Origin of the sequence: Streptomyces vinaceus, from assembly GCF_008704935.1 — a bacterium.
GTDB classification, from domain to species: Bacteria; Actinomycetota; Actinomycetes; order Streptomycetales; family Streptomycetaceae; genus Streptomyces; species Streptomyces vinaceus.
In genome coordinates this window covers 7,364,654-7,385,815 of record NZ_CP023692.1, presented here as the reverse complement: position 1 = coordinate 7,385,815, position 21,162 = coordinate 7,364,654, and the positions used below count along the sequence as shown (strand labels likewise).

Below are 21,162 nucleotides of genomic sequence, written 5' to 3'. Positions count from 1 at the left end.
CGTCACGCTTTCCTCGTGTTCCTGGTGAACCGGCCGAGCACGGCGGACCGGATGCCGCGGCTGTCCACGCCGTAGAAGTGGAGAAGGTCTTCGTGGGAGGCGACCGGCGGGTAGCGGTGGTCGGTCTCCAGGCGCACCAACGGGGGGCCTTCGCGGCCGAGGGTCAGTGCGGTGCGGTCCCCCAGGCCGCCGGGGCCCAGGGACTCCGCGGCGGTGACGACGAGCGCCCGGCGGCTGGTCAGGGCGCGGACGGCGTCTGCGGGGAAGGGGTGCAGGGTGGTCACGGAGGCCACGGCGGCGTCCACTCCGTCGGCGGCGAGGGCGTCGGCCGCGGTGAGGGCCTCGGCCACGCAGCGGCCGGTGGCGAGCAGCAGGACGTCGTCGCCGTCGCGCAGCAGCCGGGGTGTGCCCGGGTCGCCGTCGGACGCCGCGGCGGGCAGCGGCGGGTCCTGGCGCGCGGAGAGCCGTACGTACGCGGGACCGCCCGACGACAGCGCGCTGCGCAGGACGGACACGGCGTCGGCGGCGTCGGCGGGGCAGTACACGCTCATGTGGGGCAGCGCCGACATGAGCGTGATGTCGTCGGTGGCGTGGTGGGTGGGGCCGAGGGGTCCGTAGCCCAGTCCCCCGCCGACGCCGAGCAGGACGACGGGCAGTGCGGGCACGCACACGTCGAGGCGCAGCTGTTCGTAGGCGCGGCGGACGAGGAACGGGGCCATGGCGGCGGCGACGGGGCGCAGTCCGCTGCGGGCGAGTCCGGCGGCGACCCCGACGAGGTTGGCCTCGGCGATGCCGACGTCGAGGTAGCGGCGCGGGTGGCGGGCCATGACGCCCTGGAACAGGGCCTGTCCGTCGGCGCCCAGGGTGATCAGGGAGGGGTCCGCGTCCACCGCCTCGGCGAGTGCGGCGGCGAGTGCGGTGCGCATGGTGGGCGGTGCAGTGGTGGTCATGTCCGGCCACCTCGGGCGGCCGCCAGGGCGGGGACGGCGGGTGCGGCGAGGGCGGCGAGGGCCGTCCGGAGCTGCTGCGCGTCCAACGAGCCCATGTGCCAGGCGGGATCGCCCTCGGCGAAGGGGACGCCCTTGCCCTTGACGGTGTGCGCGATCAGTACCGCGGGGCCGTCGCCGGAGCGGAGTCCGGCCAGGGCGTCGGTGATCGCGGCCGTGTCGTGCCCGTCGGCCTCGGCGACGCGCCAGCCGAAGGCCCGCCACTTGTCGGCGAGCGGTTCGAGTGCGTTCACGTTCTCGGTGTCCCCCTCCTGCTGGAGCCGGTTGCGGTCCACGACGGCGACGAGGTTGCCGAGGCGGTGGTGCGCGGCGAACTGCGCGGCCTCCCAGTTGCTTCCTTCGTCGAGCTCGCCGTCGCCGGTCACGACGACGACCCGCTGGTCCCGGCCGGCCAGTCGCGCGCCGAGGGCCATGCCGCAGCCGAGGGACAGTCCGTGGCCGAGGGCGCCGGTCGCGGCTTCGACACCGGGCACGGAGTCGGAGGGATGGCCGGGCAGGGTGGCCAGATCGGCCTCGATGACGCCGAGTTCGGCGAGGACCGCGTACAGGCCGTAGGCCCCGTGGCCCTTGCTGAGGACGAGCAGATCCCGGTCGGGCCAGTCGGGCCGGTCCGGGCGGTAGCGCAGGCCTCGGGTGTAGAGGACGGCGAGCAGGTCGGTCATGGACAGTGCGGCGCCGAGGTGGACCGCCTTGCGTGCGGCCAGTTCGACGACCCGCTGCCGGGCACGCCGGGCCAGTTCGTCCGGGTGGAGCACGACGTCCTCCGGTCTGCCGCGACGGGGCGGCTCGTGGGTCGGGTGCGTATCAGCCGGCGGGGATCCGCTGAGGGAGCTCCCCGGGGCGGCCGGCGAGGCGGCGCCCCAACGCCGGGCGAGGCAGAGTCAAGCCGCTTCATGACTACTTGTCAAGCACAGTCACTAACCTAGTCACTAACTGGCCTTCGTGAATGACCGGGAGAAGTGTCCACGCATTGACATTCACAAGTCGCGTGACATTGACTGAAGTCGAGAGCCCGCCGCGCGCCTTTTCCCTTCATTCGCGCTGCCGTCCGGCGGGCAACCGCGAGACCCGAGGAGTTCTCCGTGAAACCCCTTGTCCATGCCGTGGTGGGCTGCGGCCGCGTAGCCCCCAACCACGTCGACGGATTCACCGCGCTGCCGGACGCCGAACTGCGCTGGGCCTGCGACCGCGACCTGGCCCGGGCGCGCGCCCTGGCCCGGGAGTACGGACTCCCACGGGTGACCTCGGACGTGCGCGAGGTCTTGGCGGACCCCGAGGTCGACAGCGTCTCCGTCGCCGTCGACCACGCCGGACACTACGAACTGGTCGCCGCTGCGCTCACCGCGGGCAAGCACGTCCTGGTGGAGAAGCCGCTGGCCATGACCGTCGAGGACGGCGCCGCCCTGACGGCCCTCGCCGAACGCGCCGGCCGCGTCCTGTCGGTCGTCTCCCAGCACCGCTACGACCCGGTCGTCACCGCCGTGCGCGACTGGATCGCCGAAGGCCTGCTCGGACGCCTCGTGTCCGGCACCGTCAGCCTCCAGTGCGGTCGCGACGACGCGTACTACGCCGAGAGCTACTGGCGCGGCACCTTCGCCGGCGAGGGCGGCTCCGCCCTGGTGAACCAGGGCTACCACGCACTCGACGTGACGCGCTGGCTGACCGGCGGCCTCTCCGTGGTCGGCGCCGCCACCGGGCACACGGCTCCCCGTGGCGGCATGGAGACGGAGGACACCCTGGCGGCCGTCCTGCGGGGCCCGCAGGGCGCGTTGGTGACGTACCAGGTCACGGTCGCGAGCAGCATCACCTGGCGCACGCGCATCGAACTCGTCGGCACCGACGGCTCGGTCCTCTTCGACCTGGACCACCCCGGCACGCTGCACCTGGCCGAGGGCGGAGACGCGCTGCGCGCGGCGGCCGGCACGGTGCGCGGGCAGGTCTCACCCCCGCCCGCCGGAATCGGCTACTACGGCATCTCGCACCGCCGGCAGATCGCCGACTTCGCCGCCGCCGTCCGCGACCCCCGGCACACCATGGCCGCCGACGGCACGGCGGGGCTCGACACCCTGCGCCTGCTCCGGGAGATGTACCGTACGGCCCGCTCCGAGGGAGGGGCAGCGTCCGCGGGCGGGAGCGGGGCACGGTCCGCGGGCGGGAGCGGGGCCGCGGCGCCGTCCGGGACCGCGGCCGTGGGCGCGGTGACGGCGCGTGGCTGAGATCGTCGCGGTCGCCGGGGTCCCTCACACCCCCGGCTTCCCCGCCCTGGCCCGCACCGACACGGCCGCCGGGGCGGACGTGGCACAGCGCTACGCGGCGGTCGACGAGGTGGTCGAACGGGCGGACGCGGACGTCCTCATCGTCCTGACCTGCGACCACATCAACACGTTCACCCCGGACATGTGGCCGACGTTCGCCATTGCCACCGGGGACGGCGCGCTGGGTCCGAGCGACGAGGTCCCGGGCGTCCCCCCCACCGCGTACGCGCTCGACGCGGGCGTCGGCGCGACCCTGCACCGGGGCCTGGTGGGCCAGGACTTCGACCCGGTGGCCCTGCGCGGCCACTCGGTCGACCACTCCGTCGTGGTGCCGCTGCACTTCCTCAACAGGCGCGGGCTGCCCGTCGTCCCGGTGTACCTCAACGGCATGGTGGCGCCCCGCCCTTCGGCCGAACGCTGCCGAAGGCTCGGCCGGGTGCTGCGGGGCGCCCTGGAGGGCCTGCCGGGCCGCCGCATCGCGGTGGTCGCCAGCGGCAGCTTCTCCCTGGAGGTCGGCGGGCCCCGGATGCTGCCCGACCAGTTGTACGGCGTACCGCGGCCCGGCTGGGCCCGGACGGTCGCCGACCGGCTGCACCGCGGGGACCTGGACGGGCTGGTGGCGCAGACGACGGAGCGGCGCATCGAGGAGGCCGGCACGGTCGCCGGCGAGGTACTGCCGTGGATCGCCGCCGCCGAGATGGCCGCGGACCTGTCCGTCGCCCACATGGACCACCGGCACGGCGAGGGACACGCCTTCGCGGCGTGGGGACCGGCCTGAACCTCCGCGGGCCGGCCGCGCCTCGCCCGCACGGTGCGGGCGAGGCGAACGGCTCCGGCACGCGATCGACGCGTGCCGGAGCCGCACAGGACACACCACGAACGACGGAAGGACCCCCTGATGAGCGTCCACGCGATCGACCGCCTCTGCTACGACATCGCGCACGAGCCGGGAACCCTGGAACGGCTGCGGGCGGACCCGCGACGGGAGCTCGCGGACCGCCCGCTGACCGCCGACGAGCGGGACGAGCTGCTCCGGGGCGACGTCGCCGCCCTGTACCGCCGCGGGGCCCACCCGGTGCTGCTCGTACGGCTGGCGGCCTTCCGCGTACTGGGCCTCGACCCCGCGCTCTACGCCGCCCGCATCCGGGCGGCCGAGCCGCGCTTCAGCGTGCCGGAGCCGCCGGAACGGGAGTGAGCCACTCGTCGTGCTTGGCGGTGACGGCGCGGACCGTGTCGTGGTAGCACGCCTCCAGCGCCCGGGTGACCTCCCCCGCCGTCTTGCCGTCACCGAGGCGGAACCCGTCGACCTCCACGGCCGGCAGCACCTCCGCCGCGGTGCCCATCAGGAAGATCTCGTCGGCGAGGTACAGCTCCGTGCGCTCCACCGGCCGGGCCTCGACGGTCAGGCCGAGTTCCTCCTCGGCCAGCTGGAACAGGGTCTTGCGCGTGATGCTGTCCAGGACTCCGCTGGCCAGGTCCGGGGTGATGATCCGGCCGCCCTTGACCAGGGCGATGCACGAGCCGGACGACTCCGTGACGTTCCCGGCGCCGTTGAGGAAGACGGGCCAGTCGGCGCCGCGGGCCCGGGCGTCGACATTGCCCAGCCGGCCGTTGTGGTAGTTCGAGAACACCTTCATCGACGCCGGAGAGGCACCCGGGTTGAAGCGGGGCCAGGAGCTGACGGCCAGCGTGCAGGTACGCCCCTGGCCGAGCTTGCTCTCGAACTCCCAGGTCTCGATGGCTATCTCGGCCGGAGTGCCGCGCGGCACCATCTGCTCCTTGTGCGTCCCGGCGGCGAAGCCCCACGGGCGCACGTAGAGGTCCTTGCCGCTGGCCTTCCACGAGGCGAGCAGTTCGACGGTGGCGGCGACGAGCGCGTCCGCGTCGAACTCGGGCTCCAGCCAGCTCAGCCGGAGCGAGTCCAGCAGCCGCTGCATGTGGTCGCGGAGCCGGAAGCCGTGCAGGACGCCCCGCTCGGCGCTCCAGTAGGAGTGCACGCCCTCGAACGCGGCGGAGACCGAGGCGTGTCCGACGGAACTGATGTGGACCGTCGCCTCTTCCCACGGCATGAAGGTGCCGTTGCGCCAAATCAAATGTCCGTATTCGGAAGACACATTTACCCCTATCGGCAACCCTGTGGACACGGGCCCACAGGGAGCCCTGACCGAACTCTAGATTTGACGGCGAATCACTGTCAAGATAGTCACAATCGCTAGTCAATATCTATGTCGTGGGCGCGGTTCAACCCACTGACGTCGCTGCTGACGCGCCACGCGCGGCCACCCGGCCGCGGAACGAAACATCACCGAGGAGGGCGGGCGCCAGACCCTCGTCCGGACGCCCGCCCTCGTCCGCTACGCCGTCGCGGTCACGCACACACTGCGGACCAGCCTGGTCTGGGACCTCGAGGCGGCGACCGGGACGCACCCGGTGGCGAGATCGGCATCGAGGCCTCGGTCATCCAGCCTCTGACCCTCTACCAGGGCCTGGGCCGACCCCGCGGTGGGACGGGCCCGCACTCGGTGCGGCCCGTCGCCCATGACGTCACCCACCGGGACCTGGGGAACCGGGGTCGCCGGTCCGGCTGCACTCGACGCCTACATGAACGGCTTCGCCGCGGCGTTCCCCGGACACCGCTTCCGCATCGAAGGTGTCCACGACCACCACGACCACTCACTGGCCCGCTGGGCTCAGGTCGGCCCCGACGGCCAGGCCTTCATGACCGGCATCGGCAGCAGCGCGGTCCGCCGCGGCAACCCCCTCACCGACGTCACCGGGTTCTTCCTCCCCGCCTGAGCCCGCCCCCCCCTCCACGAACGGCCGGCTGGCCACTCACTCGATGAACAGGCTCATGCCGTGCCCGATCGCGATCCGGCCGGGGAGGATCGCCTGTGTCACCCGGCCGTCACAGTTCGGGCCGGACCATACCCAGGCCACACCGTCCGTATGGTTGGCCACTTCTGACGGGGCGAAGTCACCCAGCGGGAAGCAGCCGCTCGGGTCCTGGTGCGGCGCGCGATCGATGAACAGCACCCCCTGAGCCGCCTGAGCCGTACCGGGAGCTGCCAGCGCCAGGACCGCGGCCGCCGCACACGCCCCCAAAACCTTCCCCGCACGCCGTGTCACTCGCATCGCCCGTCACCTTTCGCCCGCTCCCACCAGCTTTCATTGCTCAAAGTAGGCGTAGGCAACGCAACGTGACACGGCGTGCGGTGGTGAAAGAGGGGCGCGTGGGGCGTATGCGCGCGCGGGGGCCCGCCGCCCCAGTGCCGGGCCTGCGCGTGGCGCGGTTCACCACGCGGGCGCGGTCCGGGCAGCCGCCACGGCGGGCCGCCGCCGCCTGCGGTGACCTCCGGTTCGGGTCGGGAGCTCAGCTGTCCAGGGAGAGCGCGTTCTTGGCATGCGCGACGGATTCCTCCGCGGCGGGTCCGCCGGGGTTCTCGGTGGCCAGGGCCTGGTTGGCGGCGACGAAGGGGCGCATCCGCTGCTCGTAGCGGGCATACGCGGTGCGGTGGTCGCCGCCTGACCGGGCGAGGCAGTCCGCCAGCACGTGGGCGCCCACGAGCGCCAGGCTGGTGCCCTGCCCCGAAAGGGGCGAAGGACAGTAGCCGGCGTCCCCGAGCAGGGTCACCCGGCCCCGCGACCACTGGTCCATCCGGATCTGGGCCATGGCGTCGCAGTAGAAGTCGGGCGCCTTGCGCGCAGCCTCGGCCAGGCGGGGGCCTTCCCACCGCATCGACGCGAGCCTGTCCACGACGAGCTGACGCAGTGTGGCGACGTCACGGTGGTCGCGGTCAAGGGGGGCGGACGCGAAGCCGAAGGCGACCCTGAGTTCGGTGTTGTCGCGTACGGGCATGATGCCGAAGCCCGTCTCGCCGTCCCGCAGCCACATCTGCCAGTCGTCCAGGCCGAGGAAGTTGTCCGCGCTGAAGACCGACAGGTAGCTGCCCAGGTGGTGGGCGAACCGCTCCTCCGGACCGAAGGCCAGGCGCCGGACCGTGGAGTGGAGGCCGTCGGCCCCGACCACGAGGTCGAAGGTGCGGGACGGTCCGTGCGCGAAGTCAACGCGCACACCGCTCTCGTCCTCGTCGAGCGCGGTGATGCTGTCGCCGAAGAGGTACTCGATGCCTGCGGACGTGTGGTCGTACACCAACCGGACCAAGTCCTCGCGCAGCACCTCGATGTCCTCGCTGTCGAGCCGGCCACTGCTGAAGGTCGCCTCGGTGGAACGGTCGACCTCGTGGCCGTCGGGGTCGAGGATCGACATGCCCCGCATCCGCGTCCGCATGCTGCGCGCCCGCTCCAGCAGGCCCATCCGCTCCACGACTTCGAGCGCCACGCCGCGGATGTCCACGGCCTGACCACCCGGTCGCCGGCCCGGAGCCCGTTCGACGACGGTGGGCGCGAAGCCGTGGTGGCGCAGCCAGTAGGCGAGAACGGGCCCGGCGATGCCGCCGCCGGAGATGAGTACGGTCTGCATGGGAAGCTCCCTTGACGCTTGTACGGTGTACGCGCTCTGAACGTACGCCGTATACTCAGCCGCCTCAACTGGCCAAATACGGAACCTGTACTAGGTCAGTACCCCTCTGCCCGACCATCGCCGCTGCTACCCTCTGTACTAGTACACGACAGGAAGGCGGCAGGACGTGACGAAGGCCACAGGCACAGTGGGCGACCCGCCCTATCTGCGCATCGTCGCCGCGATCCGGCGGAGCATCGCGGACGGGGAACTCGTCCCCGGGGACCGGGTCCCCTCGACCCGGCAGATCGCAGCGGACTGGGGCGTCGCCCTCGCCACCGCCACCAAGGCCCTGACCACCCTGCGCCTGGAGGGACTTGTCGAGGCCCGGCCCCGCATCGGCACGGTCGTCGCCGGAACCGCACCCGCCACCCCGGCCCGCAGACGCCCATCACCCGCTCCGGACCCCGAGCAGGAGCTGGGCCTCGACCGCATCGTCCGTACCGCGATCGACATCGCCGACGCCGAAGGGCTCGCCGCGCTCTCGATGCGCGGCGTCGCGGCGCGGCTGGGCGTCGCCCCGATGTCGACCTACCGGTACGTCCCGAGCAAGGAGGACCTCGTCCTGCACATGGCCGACGCCGCGTTCGGCGAGGAGTCGCCCTACCGCTCGGACGCCGCCGGGGATTGGCGTACCCGCATCGAGTTGGGCGCCCGGACCCTGTGGGGCCTGTACCGCAAACACCCGTGGCTGGCCCAGCTCAGCTCCCTCACACGCCCGTTGCTCGTGCCCAACCTCATGGTCCACGGCGAGTGGGTGCTGGGTGCCCTCGACGGCCACGGTCTCGACCCCACGACACTGTTCGACATCCACGTACTGCTCTACAGCCATGTGCAGGGCCTGGCGGTGCACCTCGAAATGGAGGCGCACGCCGAAGCCGTCACGGGCCAGTCGGAAGACCAGTGGATGGACAGCCACGCCCCCACGCTCCGAGGGCTGGTGGAATCCGGCCGCTTCCCGACCTTCGCCAAGGTCGTCGGATCCTTCGAGAACGGCTACGACCTGCGTCTCGACGGGCTCTTCGAATTCGGCCTCAAGGCGCTCCTCGACGGCCTGACCCCCATCATCGAAGGCCGGGAATCCGTCGCATAGTCGGGACCCGCGGGCGGTACGGGGCTGGGTGAGGCGCAGCTGAGGGCTCCGGCGACCCGGCGGGGGTCCCGTCGAGCACCGTGCCTGCGGCGTCGGTGCGCTGGTCCGCCCGCTTGCCGTCGTCGACGTCGTACAGGCCTCACCCGCCGGGCGCGGCACCCAAGGCAATACCCAGCAGCGCCTGCGCCGCCTGCCGGGCATCCGCGAACACCTGCACGTCGTTGCGGGAGGCCGCCAGCGCGTTGGCGCCCTCGAAGAGCACGGCGAGTCGCCCGCAGAGGGCGTGCGGGTCGACCGCGCCGGCTTCCTCGGCTGTGGCGTAGCGTCGATCCTAGGTAGACCGATCGCCATGCCTTGGTCGGGTCGACGTCGCAGATCCCCGCGGCAGGGTCCTACACCCGGGCATCTGGTGTGAGGCAGGTCCTGCTGTTGCACTTCCGGGCAACCTCGATGTCTGGGATCCCCCTGGCAGTCGCTCCACCGGCACCGCACCTCGACGCGGCCGGTCCTCTGGAGATCGACCCCGCCCGCTGGAACCCACTGGATACGTTCTCCGCGCACCGGCCGAGCCGCAGCTCGTGACCATCGACTCCAGCGACCGCGCACAACGAGTTCGCCGGTCGCCCGGCACCTCGACCTCCTCTACGGCAAGACCCTCCTATGGGTCGGCGCGAAGACGCTCTACGCCCTGCGCGAGCCGGACGCCGACCCCGTCGCCGCCTCGGTGGCAGCCTGGTTCTAGCAGCGCCCTCACGCACTTGACAGGGGATCCATGTCTCGCCCGCCCCGCATCTCGGCGAGCGCACGAAGCCCCACTCCCCCGGAACTCCCCCGGCGCGCAGTCACGCACGTGACCGGCCCCACCGCCGCAGGAAACGCGGTCAGTCGTGTCGGGCGACCTTCACCGCCGAAACCAGCAGAACCACCGCGAGGGCGGGGATCAGGACCAGGTCCGCAATCACGCCCAGGAGCATCCCGCCGAGGAGCGCGCCGGTGATCGAGCCGGCGGCCATGAGGGCGGCGAAGCGCAGGTTGGCGCCGAGGACGGCGAAGCTTCCGGCGCGGCTGTAGCGGGCGAACGCGACGAGCATCGTGGGCAGGGACACGAGCAGCGACAGGCTCCCGGCGAGCTTGATGTCCGCCCCGAACAGCAACACGATCGTGGGTATCAGGAGCTCCCCGCCCGCGACGCCCATGATGGCGGCGACCACGCCGATCCCGAACCCGGCGACCACGCCGGCCACCACCTGGACCGGCCCCGGCAGGTCGAGCGATCCGACGGTGGTGGAGTGGGCGAGGGTCAGCGCGGCGGCCATGCCCACCATCAGGACGGCGAGGACCTTGTAGAGGGTCGCGGACCGCATCCGTACCGCCCAGCAAGCCCCTGCCCAGGCGCCGAGGAGGCTGCCGGCCAGCAGATTGACCGCAATCGACCAGTGCCCGCCGAGGTCACCGACGGAGACCGCGGCGAGCCGGGCGGGCAGGGCGGTGACCACGACGACCAGGCTCAACGCCTTGTTGAGGATCACCGCGGACAGGGCCGCGAAACCGAACACGCCGATCAGCAGCGGCAGCCGGAACTCCGCTCCGCCCAGGCCGATCAGGCCGCCGAGCACGCCGACCATCGCACCGGCCCCGAACGCCAGCGGAACCGACCTCAGCCGGGCAGCGGCGGCCAGGCCTTTGTCCGTCGGGGCTTCGGCCACGCCCGTCACCGGCGGCAGGGGGAGAGCAGACATGCCCGGCAGTCTGCACAATCCCTGAACCGTGCGGACAGTGGAGGAACACACCAGGTGCGCACTCCATGACGTGCAATCCATCCGACGCTCACCACCTGGCACCGACCGCCTCGCCCCTCGTATGGCGCTGAGGTTCCGAACGGACGTCGCGGAGGTCCAAGTCCGTGCCGTGCCGGCATTCCTAAGATCCAACTACAGAAGGGAAATCCGGGCTGTTCCTGGACGGGTACGCACCAAGGGCAAGGAGCGCGCGGCCTGCCTCCGGACAGCCCTGTTCCACTGGAACCCGCTCGCTGCGGATCAGCCGGTTCCACACCTTCTGCGCGCCCAGTTCGGCGGTGGCCGAGCGAGGCGCAGGGCCGACCTGAAGGGAGGAGCCATCCCAACCTTTCGGCCCGTTCATCACTTGCAAGCAAACAGCTCTTTGATCGTCGAGGAGCTCTTCCTGAAGCCCGGCGGTCGGACAGTGCCGCCGTGGGAAGCGGAGACATGATGGGCCAGAGTCCTTATGACTATGTCGTTGTGGGAGCGGGGACGGCGGGGTGCGTGATTGCCTCCCGCCTTTCGGAACGCCCCGGCGTGCGGGTGCTGTTGCTGGAGGCGGGAGCGCGGGACGCGACCGAGGCGATGGCATCTCCTTGGGGGTTCCTGGGGTTCGACCCGTCGTCCCTCTGGCTGAGCGCCTCGACCGTGCAGGCCGGTACGGGCAGGGCCGCTGACGTACTGCGAGGCAAGGCGCTCGGCGGATCGTCGAGCATCAACGGCCTCTACCACCTGCGGGGGCACCGCTCCGGTTACGACGAATGGCCCGGACTCGGCGCTCCGGGCTGGGGTTTCGACGATCTGCTGCCCTATTTCCGCCGCAGCGAGAGCACTCGCAGTCGCGATGCGTCCGTGCGCGGTACGGACGGGCCCGTCGTGGTCGCCCCCGTACCGGAACCCCATCCCCTGGCCACTGCGGGCGTCGAGGCCGCGGTGCAAGCCGGGTTCACGCGCGCCGACGACATCGGCGGCGGGCTGGAAACCGGCTTCGGGTGGAGTGACATGAATCTGCCCGGCGGCGCCCGCCAGAGCGCGGCCGACGCCTACATCCGTCCGTTCCTCGACCGGCCGAACCTGGACGTCGTCACGGACGCGACCGTGCACCGGCTGCGCATCACCGCGGGCCGCTGCACCGGCGTCGAGTACACCGTGGGTGGCGAGCACTTGTCCGTCGAGAGCGCCGAGGTCATATCGACCGCGGGGGCCATCGGTTCCGCGCACCTCTTGATGCTGTCCGGGATCGGCCCGGCACGACACCTCGGCGAACACGGCATCGGCGTCGTCGCCGACCTGCCGGGAGTGGGATCCCATCTGCAGGACCATCCGATGGCGGGTGTGGTGTACGAGGCCAGCCGGCCCGTACCGTTCCTTCCTGCCAACCCGCCGGCCGAAATGATGGGCCTGCTGTACAGCGACCCCACCGCGGCCCGGCCGGACCTTCAGGTCTACGTCGTCGCCGCACCGCTCCCGTCGGCGTGGGGCCAGCCGCCGGCCAACGGCTACACCATCGCCTTCTCCGCGATGGCTCCGCACAGCAGCGGCACCGTGCGCCTGGCGGACGCCGATCCCGCCGGCGCTCCCGTCGTCGACCCCGGCTACCTGAGCGACGACCGTGACCTGGAAGTCATGCGCAAGGGCCTGGCAGTGGCACGCCGCATCGGCGAGGCGGATGCGTTCGCCGACTGGCGCAAGCAGGAAGCGGTGCCGGGCCCCGGGACGAGCGGTGCATCCGTGGATGGGTTCATCCGCAAGGCCACCGGCCCCTACTTCCACTTCACCGGCACCTGCCGCATGGGAACCGACGCCGATGCCGTCGTCGACCCGGCCAACCTTCGCGTACATGGGATCGCCGGGCTGCGGGTCGCCGATGCCTCGGTGATGCCGTCCATCCCCTCGGCCAACACCAACGCGACCGTCTACGCCATCGCCGAACGGGCTGCCGAACTGCTCGACTGAGCCTTCGTCCGCCCCACGGCGCTCCCGCCACGCGCTTCATCCTCGGGCCCGAGCGGCCCCATCGCCCCCACCTCACACCGGAGTACCGCCATGTCCGAAACGCTTCAGACCCCCGACGTCGTCACCTCCGATGCCGACCTGCTCGACCAGACCGAGATCGCCGTGCGTGCCGCTGGTGCGGTGCTGCGTGAGCGTTTCGGGGAGGTGGTGCGTTATGAGTCCCGTGAGGAGCTGATGGGGGCGCTCGCGGCGAATGACGAGGCGGCTCTGGACGTCTTGCGTCCTGCTCTGACGGTTTTGCGTCCCCATGCCCGCTGGGTGGAGGACGAGCTGGGCGGTGGGGCGTTGCCGGCGGGTGAGTGGTGGGTGGTGGATCCGGCGGAGGGCAACGTCAATCATCTGCATGCTCTTGCGGAGTGGGCGGTGACGGCCACTTTGGTGCGGGAGAACCGGCCGGTGCTGACGGTGGTCCACCTGCCCTTGACCGGTGAGACCTATACCGCGCTCGCCGGTGGGGGTGCCTTCGTGGACGGCCGTCCGCTGCACGTGTCGCCGACCGCGGAGCTGGGTCTGGGGATCGTGGCCACCAGCCAGGCCCGGCCGGACGAGGACGAGGCGGTGGTGCGGCGGGTCGGTTCCTCGATCACGGCGATGCTCTTCGACGCGCTGGTCGTGCGCACCGCCGTGCCTGCGACCTTGCACCTGGTGAACGTGGCCGCCGGGCGGATCGACGCGTTCTGGCAGTTCGCCGGCGCCCGCGCCGATCTGCTGCCCGGCGCGCTGCTGGTCACCGAGGCCGGCGGGCGGATCTCCGACGCCCAGGGCCGTCCCTGGACCCCGCAGAGCGACAGTTTCCTGGCCGCCGCCCCCGCCCTGCACACCCAGGCCGTGGCCACACTCTCCCGCTGACCCCGCACCCCGCAATCCGACGACCCGCACCCGTGTAAGGACCACATCTTCATGACCTCGATCGCTGTTCTGGGAAACGGCCGCGTCGGCGGCAATCTGGCCACCGCCCTCACCCGGGCGGGCCACCAGGTCACCGCGGTGGGCCGCGCGCCCGGCGCCGCCGCCGACGCCGCCCGGGCGGCCGGGATCGTCATCAACGCCACCCCCGGCGCCGGCTCCCTGGAACGCCTCACCGCCCTGCGCGGGGAGCTGCGCGGCAAGATCCTCGTCGACGTCTCCAACGCCACCGTCGACGGACCCGACGGACTGCCCGCCGAGCTCATCCACCCCGGCTCCAGCCTCGCCGAACAACTCCAGGAAGCACTGCCCGAAACCCACGTCGTCAAGACCCTCAACACCATGCTCTTCCCCGTGATGACCGCCCCGGCCACCCTCACCCAGACGCCCACCGCCTTCCTCTCCGGCGAGGACCCCCTCGCCAAGCAGACCGTCCGCGACCTGCTCGCCGACCTCGGCTGGCACAAGGAATGGATCACCGATCTCGGCGGAATCCGGACCGCCCGCGCCACGGAAGCCGCCATACTCTTCGTCCCGCACATCATCCGGTCCACCGGATTCACCCCCTTCGCCATCTCCATCGCCCGCTGACCGTCGAGCCGCGCCGACTGCGGGTGGCTCAGAAGCATCAGCGCTGCCCCTTGACCGCTGTCATGCGACCCGTCCATAGGAAGATTGGCACGGTGTCCACATGAGACATGGCGCCGTCCTGCGGAACACGATCACCACAGGACGGCGTTGAAGCAATGAGTACGGGGGTCGGAGAGCGATGCGCGGTACGGGAGCGAAAGTCGACGGCGCGCGCGGGGTGTTCGCAGTGGACTCGACCGCCCCGGACGCCGCACCGCGGGGGCTCGACGCTTTCCGGCACGGGTGGAAGACGCAGGTCGGCGACGATGTCTTCCAACTGCCGGCCTTCACCCCGGACACGATCGGTGACTTCCGGGTCAAGGGCAACGTGACGAAGGTGCACGGCGCGGCAATCGCCGATCTGCACGCCGCGTCGGCGACCCGGACCGCGGACGTCCCCGGCGGCGATCAGGACCTGATCGCCATGTACGTCGTGCGGCGCGGTGCATGGACTCTGGGCGGCCCGCCCGGTTACGGCGACCAGACCGTGTCGGCCGGGCAGTTCCTCGTCCGGCACCTCGGGCGCCTGACGGCCTTCGACACGTCGGCGCACCTCACGGCGAAGTTCCTCGTCCTGCCCCCCGACGAGCTGAAACCCCTGCTCGGGACCCGGGCCATCACCGGGCCGGCGGACTCGGCCGAGATGCGCTTGCTGACGGCCTTCACCGACATGATCCACACAACCGTGGCCGACCTCGGCCCGGCCGGTGTGACAGCTGCCCAAAACACCCTGGTCGAGCTGGCCAAGGCAGTGGCGAAGGGCCGGTTCGACGACGTGGAACCCCGATTGGCTCCCGCGCTCACCCAGGCGGCCAAGGACCTCGCGGATCGTCGGCTCGCTGATCCCGAACTTTCGCCGGCGCTGCTTGCACGTGAACTCAACGTCTCCGTCCGTACGCTGCACCGGGCATTCGCCGCGGTGGGTGAGCAGGTGAGCACCTACATCCGCCACCGGCGACTGCATGAGGCCCGGCTCGCCCTGGTCGCGCCGTCAGGGCGCCTCAGTATCTCGGAACTCGCCGCACACTGGCAGTTCGCGGACGGCAGTCACTTCACCCGAGCCTTCAAGAAGCACTACGGTCAGACTCCCACCGAATACGCCCGCTCGACCGGAGCAGCCCCGCCCGCGCCGACCCGGCACCCGCCGGTCCACGGGCCGGCCGAAGGCGCATGAGTGGACGCGGTGGTTGTGCGGTCGGACACGGCGGAAGCACCGGCGGGTGCCGGGTCGGCGCGGGCGGGGCTGCTCCGGGCCATGTCAGGTGCAGGGCACCTGTGCTTCCACGGCCCGCTCAGGCTGCGGCAGCGAGGGTGTCGTCGAGCCAGTCGTAGATGCGGGCGGTGGCCAGGCGCATCGCACCGGGGTGGCAGTGCGCGCCGGCGCCTTCCTCCGTGGTGAACACCATGAGCGCCTTGGGGCAGGTCAGGTGGTCGTAGAGCTGCTCGGGCTGGCCCTTGAAGAACATGTCCTCTTCGGCGTCGCACACGAGGGTGGGGCACTGGATCCGCTCGGCGATGCCCCCGGCGAGGGTGTAGTCCAGGTAGGAGGCGTTGAACGCGCGGGGGGTTTCCACGCCCATGACGTACATGCCGTGGTTGATCGCCCAGCGCGCGATCGGGTCATTGGCCATGGCCTGTTCGAAGGCGGCATCGAGTTCCGGAGCGGACTCGGCCCGCAGGAGCCGCTCGGCCTCCTCGCGGGTGCCGGGAACGTTGCGGACGGAGGTCTGGCCGAGGTCGTAGAGGCCGTCCACGGCGATCAGCGCGGCCAGACGGTGCTCGAACGCGGCGGCCCGGGGGGCGAGGACGCCGCCCATGCTGACACCGAGGAGTGCGATGCGGCTGTCATCGACCCCGGGGAGGGTCTCGGCGAAGTCCACCACGGGCGTGATCACGTTCTCCCAGTCCGGGCGGAAGACCAGGCCCTGGCGGTGACGCGGGCCCGGCATGCCGGGGCCGTCGAATGCCAGCACGTTGTATCCCCGCTCGACACCGGCCATCGCCCCGAAGAAGTGCAGCTCCTCCGCGGTCCCGTCGAAACCGTTGTGCATGATCAGCGTCGGCCGGGGCGTCCCCGAGTCGTCGACCCGGTAGAAGTAGCCGGGGAGGGTCGTGTCCTCGTAGGGGATCTCGACCGGCTCGATGACCGGGGTGAACAGCGCCGCCGCCGCCTTGAAACAGGCCACCGAGCGGTCGTAGGCGCCGTCGTGACGCGGGTCGCAGGGGTGGCCGTGCAGGAAGAACTCGGCCGAACGGTAGTAGTTCGAGGCGCGCAGGAAACCGTCCCGGGCGCTGATGCGGTGACCGGCCGCCAGCGCCTTCTCCGCGTCCTGCGACACACGGTCCGCGGTGGCCATCCACTCGACGTACCAGCTGTCGTAGTCACCCTCGATGATCCGCTCACCCGTGGAGACCACCTCGCCGAAGTCGGCGCCACCGTAAGCGATGTGGCTCATCGAGCGCAGGGTCTCGTACCAGAACTGGATGTTGTTCGGGAACAGCAGCTGCTTCATCGGATTCTCCCGTGATGTGAAGCGACGATGTGCGCTTCTCGGTCATTGGCGAGCACGTTCGCTCGGGCCTTCGGCGCCACCCTTTCGGTGCGCTCGTCGGCGTGATCCAAGGTTCCGGCAGACCGCTGTCCACCTGCCAGGCCATACGGAGGCGACGGGTGTCCACTCCTGTCCGCAGGTGTCCGCCCGGGGGTGCTGCCCGGGCATTGAGGACGGTGGGCAGGGGCGAGGGCGTCGTCAGTTGCGCCTGTCAGGGCCGCAGGCCCGCCCGCCTGAGCGCGATCTCCGACAAGGCGGCGATGACCTGCTGGTCGCCGCGGCGCCAACCGTCCGCGAGGCCGCCCGGCGGGGCGGGGATCGCGCGGAGGTCGCCAGGCGGGCCGGTGAGGGCGCGCAGCGCGAGGAGGTCGGCGCCTCCGGGTCCGTCGTACAGGCTTCGGACGGTGGCGCTGCGACGCATCCAGCGCAGGCGCAGGGGGAGCCACACCAGCAGTACGAAGGCCACGGGGACGACGATCAGAACGACGGCGACCAGGGTGGCCAACTGGCTGACGGCGTCCTGCAGGGACTGCCCGGCGTCGGCGAGCCCGGTGCCGGCGTCGGCCGCGGAATGGAACGGCTTCTTCAGGAGGCCGCCGACCAACGGCACGTCCGAGGCTGTTTCACCGGCGTTGTCGAGAGCGCTGGCGAAGCCTTGGCCGGCGCTCTCCACCTTTCGTCCCGGCTCGGCCAGCAGCATGATCGCGTCGTGGACGGCCAGCGCGAACCACACCGCACCGGCGATCACGACCAGGGCGATCAGGTCCGCGAGGATCTGGCGGTTCCGCCGTGCTGGGGTCTGGGCGTAGAGAAGCATGGGCTGCTCCGCTCCTGGTCCGGTCCGGTCATGGCGTCGAGGCGCCGGCCCGGGAGGCCGACGCCGGGGTGCGCGGTGTCGGCCGCAGGGCTCGGCCCGTAGCTCGACGGTACGTCGGCCGCGTCCGTTCCACCGCTGTTCACCGGTACACGTCCGCATCACGTTGCCGGGTTGGCGCAGCAGAGGCGCCCGCGGGCGGCCGCGGTACAGGTGGCTCCGTTGCATTCGCCGCGCGGGCACGACGGCTCCGGCCCCGGTTGCCGGCAGACGCCGATCGGCCCGAAGTCCAGGCCGGGCCCCGACGTTTAATCACTGGCATCCGCTTCGTGCGGCCCCATATGTTGGCCTCGCGACCGCGCCTCCGATGCGCCCGGCTGCGGCTACTTCCTTCCGAAACCAAGTGACGCCGCCGCCCCTTTCTGTTCTCGGCAGGCGCGGTCCGTCTTCGCCCGCCGCCCGACCGGACCTCGCGGTCGAGGCGGTGCCCGTTCCTTTGAATCCGGGGGGATTCACTGCCTCGTTACACCCAGCGCGTCTCCAAAGTCTGGTCCGAGATGCTCGTGGCCCCGCACGTCTCGGCGGCCGCCCGGACACTGTCCCCACCGGCCGGCGTCCACCGCTGTCCGCCTGGGCGCCCGTTCCACACCTACGAAGCCGCCCCGGCCTTCGCACGAGAGCCGCGCGAGGAGCTCTTCCTCCTGGCGGTCGGGAACTTCGTCTCCCAGCAGACCTTCTACGAGAGCGCCCGCGGGCGCGACGACCGCTACGCCCGCCTCGTAGGCCAACTCGCCGTCGAGGACCCCGTATGGACGGCCGGTCTCCTGCGCTGGCTCCGCACCGAGGGCAACATGCGTACGGCGTCGCTGGTGGGCGCCGCCACGTACGTCCGGGCCCGGCTCACGGCGGGAGCCTGCGACGGCCCGTCCAACCGGTCCGTGATCGACTCGGTACTCCAGCGCGCCGACGAGCCCGGCGAACTGCTCGCCCACTGGACCTCGGCGTACGGGCGCAGGGTCCCGCAACCCGTGAAGCGCGGCATCGCCGACGCCGTACGACGCCTCTACTCCTCCCGCGCCCTACTGAAGTACGACACCGCGTCCAGAGCCTTTCGCCTCGGCGACGTACTCAACCTGGTCCACGCGGCCCCCGACCCGCAAAAGCCCTGGCAGGACGCGCTCTTCCGGTACGCCTTGGACCGCCGCCACCACCCGGACCAGGCGCTCGTACCGGCCTCCGACCGGCTGCTGACCGCGCACCAGGCCCTGCTCGCCGTACCCGCGGACGAGCGGCGGGCCGTGGTGACCGGACCGGACGGCGCCGAGCGGTTGGCCTCGGCCGGCATGACCTGGGAGGCTTTGGCGGGCTGGCTCCACGGGCCGATGGACGCGGCCGTCTGGGAGGCGGTGATCCCCTCGATGGGACCGATGGCGCTCGTGCGCAACCTGCGGAACTTCGACGAGGCGGGAGTCTCGGACGAGGTGGCCGCGCAGGTCGCCGCGCGGATCGCGGACCCCGCCGAAGTCGCCCGCTCCCGGCAGTTCCCGTTCCGCTACCTGGCCGCCCACCGGCACGCGCCATCACCGCGCTGGTCGGCCCCGCTGGAACAGGCACTGGGCCACTCCCTGGCCAACGTACCGGCCCTGCCCGGCCGCACGCTGATCCTGGTGGACCGCTCCGACTCCATGTTCTGGGACACCGTCTCGGAGCGGTCCAAGCTGCGCCGGGCGGACGCGGCGGCCGTGTTCGGTGCCGCGTTGGCGATGCGCGCCGAGCACGCGGACCTGGTGGAGTTCGGCTCGTCGAACGCAGTGGTGCGATTCCAAGCGGGCGAGCCCGTACTCGAAGTGCTGAAACGATTCCACAGCCTTGGCGGAACCGAGACCGCGAAGGCCGTGCGCACCCACTACCGCGGGCACGACCGAGTTCTGATCGTCACCGACGAACAGGCCTCACACCACTGCGGCTGCCACGGACCGACCGAACCGGTCCCGTCGGAGACCCCGGTCTACACCTGGAACCTGGCCGGATACCAGCCCGCCCATGCCCCCGCGGGCCCCTACCGCCACACCTTCGGCGGCCTCACGGACACCGCGTTCCGTTTGATCGGCCTGATCGAGGCCGGCCGCGCGGCGAGGTGGCCGTGGACCACCGGCCCGGCGTAGCCGGTGGCCGGGAATCCCGGGAGCTCGCGCGGCGGCGGTTCGGGCGGACGTCGTTCTCGTCCGGCCGGCCCGCGCCGCCCCCGGGCCGCACCCGCGGCCGACCTTGCCGCCGGGATCGACGGCTGTCAATATTGAGGAATGTCGAAACAAGCTGGTCTGCCGGTGCTCGGGCAGGACGACGATGCGGTGTGCTGCGCGCCGATGGTCCGCGAGCCGCTGGGCGAGGAGGCCGCGGCGGAGCTGTCGCGGATGTTCAAGGCGCTGTCGGACCCGGTCCGGCTGCGGCTGCTGTCCCTGATCGCCTCGCACGAGGGCGGCGAGGCGTGCGTGTGCGATCTCACCGGCCCGTTCGACGTCTCCCAGCCGACGATCTCCCACCACCTCAAGGTGCTGCGCGACGCCGGGCTGGTCGACTCCGAGCGCCGCGGGACCTGGGTGTACTACTGGGTGCTCCCCGAGGCCTTGGCGAAGCTGTCGGCTCTGCTCCAGATCCCCGCCGGACCCGCGAAGGCCCTCACGTGAGGGCGTCCGCGCCGCTGATTCGGCGGGCGGCGGTGGAGGGGACGGTGACGGCTGCGCTGGTCGCGGCGGTGGTCGGCTCCGGGATCCAGGCGTCCGGACTGACCCTCGACGCCGGAACCCAGCTGCCGGCCATCTCCCTCGCAGCCGTCTTCGGGCTCGGCTTGGCCCGCGCCGGCCGTGCGCACCTCGCGCCGCTGCCGGTCGCCTCCTCCATTGGGGCGGCGTACAGGTCCATCGGGGCGGCGTACTGGTCGACCTCCTCGACGTCCTTCGCCGACCCGGCCGTCACCGGCGGGCAGCAGCCCGCCGCTCCCGCACCTTCCGCCGAAGAAAGCGCCCTCGCCCGATGAGCACCTCCACCACCCCGTCCGTCCTGTTCGTCTGCGTGCACAACGCCGGCCGGTCCCAAATGGCCGCCGCCTTCCTCACCCACCTCGGCGGCGACCGCGTCCAGGTCCGCTCGGCCGGATCCGCCCCCGCCGACACGGTGAACCCGGCGGTGGTCGAGGCCATGCGGGAGGCCGGGATCGACATCTCCGCCGAAACCCCCAAGGTGCTCACCGCGGAAGCGGTGCAGTCCTCGGACGTGGTGATCACCATGGGCTGCGGCGATGCCTGTCCCTACTTCCCCGGCAAGCGCTACCTGGACTGGCAGCTCGCAGACCCGGCCGGCCAAGGCGTCTCCGCGGTACGGCCGATCCGCGACGAGATCGAAGGGCGCATCCGCTCCCTGCTCACCGAACTCGGCATCGAGCCCACGGCCTGACGGCCGCCGGGGCGGCGTGCGCAGCGTGCGCAGCGTGCCGATGTGAACGGAGTACGCGCGAACGGGCCGATCCCCCGAGTCCCCAAGGTGCGCAGCAGGCCGGGCAGCGGGCACGGTGACGGGGGTGGGCCGGCCC

General features: G+C 71.7%; 22 protein-coding genes. 13 read left to right on the top strand and 9 right to left on the bottom strand.

Going from position 1 to position 21,162, the window contains the following annotated elements; genetic code table 11:
- Positions 1–2 precede the first annotated feature (2 nt).
- Together CP980_RS33350 and CP980_RS33345 are read right to left on the bottom strand one after the other, a co-directional pair.
- Positions 3–950 (bottom strand): transketolase C-terminal domain-containing protein, encoded by a 948-nt coding sequence (locus CP980_RS33350; protein ID WP_150529891.1) that lies wholly within the window; start codon positions 948–950, stop codon positions 3–5.
- A complete protein-coding gene (locus CP980_RS33345) occupies positions 947–1,762 on the bottom strand; it encodes a transketolase (RefSeq protein ID WP_229907116.1) in 816 nt (271 codons plus the stop codon). Before CP980_RS33345 ends, CP980_RS33350 begins: the two co-directional genes overlap by 4 nt.
- 327 nt (positions 1,763–2,089) lie before the next feature.
- Between CP980_RS33345 and CP980_RS33340 the strand changes: the two genes are divergently transcribed.
- The 3 genes from CP980_RS33340 (at position 2,090) to CP980_RS33330 (ending at position 4,457) form a co-directional block, all read left to right on the top strand.
- Positions 2,090–3,223, top strand: coding sequence for a Gfo/Idh/MocA family protein (locus tag CP980_RS33340; protein ID WP_150529890.1), 1,134 nt, complete (start codon positions 2,090–2,092; stop codon positions 3,221–3,223).
- Positions 3,216–4,040 carry a DODA-type extradiol aromatic ring-opening family dioxygenase gene (locus CP980_RS33335; RefSeq protein WP_150529889.1) on the top strand — a complete coding sequence of 275 codons (825 nt, stop codon included), beginning with the start codon at positions 3,216–3,218 and terminating at the stop codon, positions 4,038–4,040. Before CP980_RS33340 ends, CP980_RS33335 begins: the two co-directional genes overlap by 8 nt.
- Before the next feature lie 120 nt (positions 4,041–4,160).
- Entirely contained in the window at positions 4,161–4,457 is a 297-nt protein-coding gene (locus CP980_RS33330) for a hypothetical protein (RefSeq protein ID WP_150529888.1), read from the top strand.
- Here the strand turns inward: CP980_RS33330 and CP980_RS33325 are convergent.
- On the bottom strand, positions 4,426–5,331 hold the full coding sequence (locus CP980_RS33325) for an aminotransferase class IV (protein WP_132760755.1): 906 nt from the start codon (positions 5,329–5,331) through the stop codon (positions 4,426–4,428). The genes CP980_RS33330 and CP980_RS33325 overlap by 32 nt on opposite strands.
- 469 nt (positions 5,332–5,800) lie before the next feature.
- Here CP980_RS33325 and CP980_RS33320 point away from each other — a divergent pair, with 469 nt between their 5' ends.
- Positions 5,801–6,058 carry a hypothetical protein gene (locus CP980_RS33320; protein WP_150529887.1) on the top strand — a complete coding sequence of 86 codons (258 nt, stop codon included), beginning with the start codon at positions 5,801–5,803 and terminating at the stop codon, positions 6,056–6,058.
- A gap of 36 nt (positions 6,059–6,094) precedes the next feature.
- Here the strand turns inward: CP980_RS33320 and CP980_RS33315 are convergent, their stop codons facing one another.
- Both CP980_RS33315 and CP980_RS33310 read right to left on the bottom strand, forming a co-directional pair.
- Positions 6,095–6,295, bottom strand: a complete 201-nt coding sequence (locus CP980_RS33315) for a hypothetical protein (RefSeq protein ID WP_132760753.1) — start codon at positions 6,293–6,295, stop codon at positions 6,095–6,097.
- A 337-nt stretch (positions 6,296–6,632) separates the two neighbouring features.
- The gene (locus CP980_RS33310; RefSeq protein ID WP_150529886.1) at positions 6,633–7,742 is read right to left on the bottom strand and encodes an FAD-dependent monooxygenase; all 1,110 of its coding nucleotides are present in this window, start codon (positions 7,740–7,742) and stop codon (positions 6,633–6,635) included.
- A gap of 166 nt (positions 7,743–7,908) precedes the next feature.
- On the opposite strand from CP980_RS33310, the gene CP980_RS33305 reads away from it, so the two are divergent.
- Complete coding sequence (locus CP980_RS33305; RefSeq protein ID WP_150529885.1) at positions 7,909–8,874, top strand: TetR/AcrR family transcriptional regulator C-terminal domain-containing protein; 966 nt, start codon at positions 7,909–7,911, stop codon at positions 8,872–8,874.
- A 139-nt stretch (positions 8,875–9,013) separates the two neighbouring features.
- Here the strand turns inward: CP980_RS33305 and CP980_RS36460 are convergent, their stop codons facing one another.
- Both CP980_RS36460 and CP980_RS33300 read right to left on the bottom strand, forming a co-directional pair.
- Entirely contained in the window at positions 9,014–9,136 is a 123-nt protein-coding gene (locus CP980_RS36460) for a hypothetical protein (RefSeq protein WP_268257425.1), read from the bottom strand.
- A gap of 619 nt (positions 9,137–9,755) precedes the next feature.
- Positions 9,756–10,613 carry a sulfite exporter TauE/SafE family protein gene (locus tag CP980_RS33300; RefSeq protein ID WP_150529884.1) on the bottom strand — a complete coding sequence of 286 codons (858 nt, stop codon included), beginning with the start codon at positions 10,611–10,613 and terminating at the stop codon, positions 9,756–9,758.
- 492 nt (positions 10,614–11,105) lie between these two features.
- Between CP980_RS33300 and CP980_RS33295 the strand changes: the two genes are divergently transcribed.
- The 4 genes from CP980_RS33295 to CP980_RS36150 all read left to right on the top strand — a co-directional run bounded on the left by CP980_RS33295 (position 11,106) and on the right by CP980_RS36150 (position 15,381).
- A complete protein-coding gene (locus tag CP980_RS33295) occupies positions 11,106–12,611 on the top strand; it encodes a GMC family oxidoreductase (RefSeq protein WP_150530456.1) in 1,506 nt (501 codons plus the stop codon).
- A 90-nt stretch (positions 12,612–12,701) separates the two neighbouring features.
- Positions 12,702–13,520 carry an inositol monophosphatase family protein gene (locus CP980_RS33290; protein ID WP_150529883.1) on the top strand — a complete coding sequence of 273 codons (819 nt, stop codon included), beginning with the start codon at positions 12,702–12,704 and terminating at the stop codon, positions 13,518–13,520.
- A gap of 51 nt (positions 13,521–13,571) precedes the next feature.
- Entirely contained in the window at positions 13,572–14,168 is a 597-nt protein-coding gene (locus tag CP980_RS33285; RefSeq protein ID WP_150529882.1) for an NADPH-dependent F420 reductase, read from the top strand.
- Between the two features lie 226 nt (positions 14,169–14,394).
- Entirely contained in the window at positions 14,395–15,381 is a 987-nt protein-coding gene (locus tag CP980_RS36150) for a helix-turn-helix domain-containing protein (protein ID WP_229907348.1), read from the top strand.
- 118 nt (positions 15,382–15,499) lie between these two features.
- Here the strand turns inward: CP980_RS36150 and CP980_RS33275 are convergent, their stop codons facing one another.
- Entirely contained in the window at positions 15,500–16,720 is a 1,221-nt protein-coding gene (locus CP980_RS33275) for an alpha/beta hydrolase family protein (RefSeq protein ID WP_150529880.1), read from the bottom strand.
- 250 nt (positions 16,721–16,970) lie between these two features.
- Entirely contained in the window at positions 16,971–17,576 is a 606-nt protein-coding gene (locus CP980_RS33270) for a hypothetical protein (RefSeq protein ID WP_150529879.1), read from the bottom strand.
- 554 nt (positions 17,577–18,130) lie between these two features.
- On the opposite strand from CP980_RS33270, the gene CP980_RS33265 reads away from it, so the two are divergent.
- The 4 genes from CP980_RS33265 to CP980_RS33250 all read left to right on the top strand — a co-directional run bounded on the left by CP980_RS33265 (position 18,131) and on the right by CP980_RS33250 (position 21,026).
- Complete coding sequence (locus CP980_RS33265; protein ID WP_150529878.1) at positions 18,131–19,738, top strand: TROVE domain-containing protein; 1,608 nt, start codon at positions 18,131–18,133, stop codon at positions 19,736–19,738.
- Positions 19,739–19,876: 138 nt separating this feature from the next.
- Positions 19,877–20,260, top strand: coding sequence for an ArsR/SmtB family transcription factor (locus CP980_RS33260; protein ID WP_150529877.1), 384 nt, complete (start codon positions 19,877–19,879; stop codon positions 20,258–20,260).
- A gap of 44 nt (positions 20,261–20,304) precedes the next feature.
- The gene (locus CP980_RS33255; protein WP_150529876.1) at positions 20,305–20,610 is read left to right on the top strand and encodes a hypothetical protein; all 306 of its coding nucleotides are present in this window, start codon (positions 20,305–20,307) and stop codon (positions 20,608–20,610) included.
- Entirely contained in the window at positions 20,607–21,026 is a 420-nt protein-coding gene (locus CP980_RS33250) for an arsenate reductase ArsC (RefSeq protein ID WP_132761101.1), read from the top strand. The genes CP980_RS33255 and CP980_RS33250 overlap by 4 nt, the downstream gene beginning before the upstream one ends.
- Positions 21,027–21,162 lie beyond the last annotated feature (136 nt).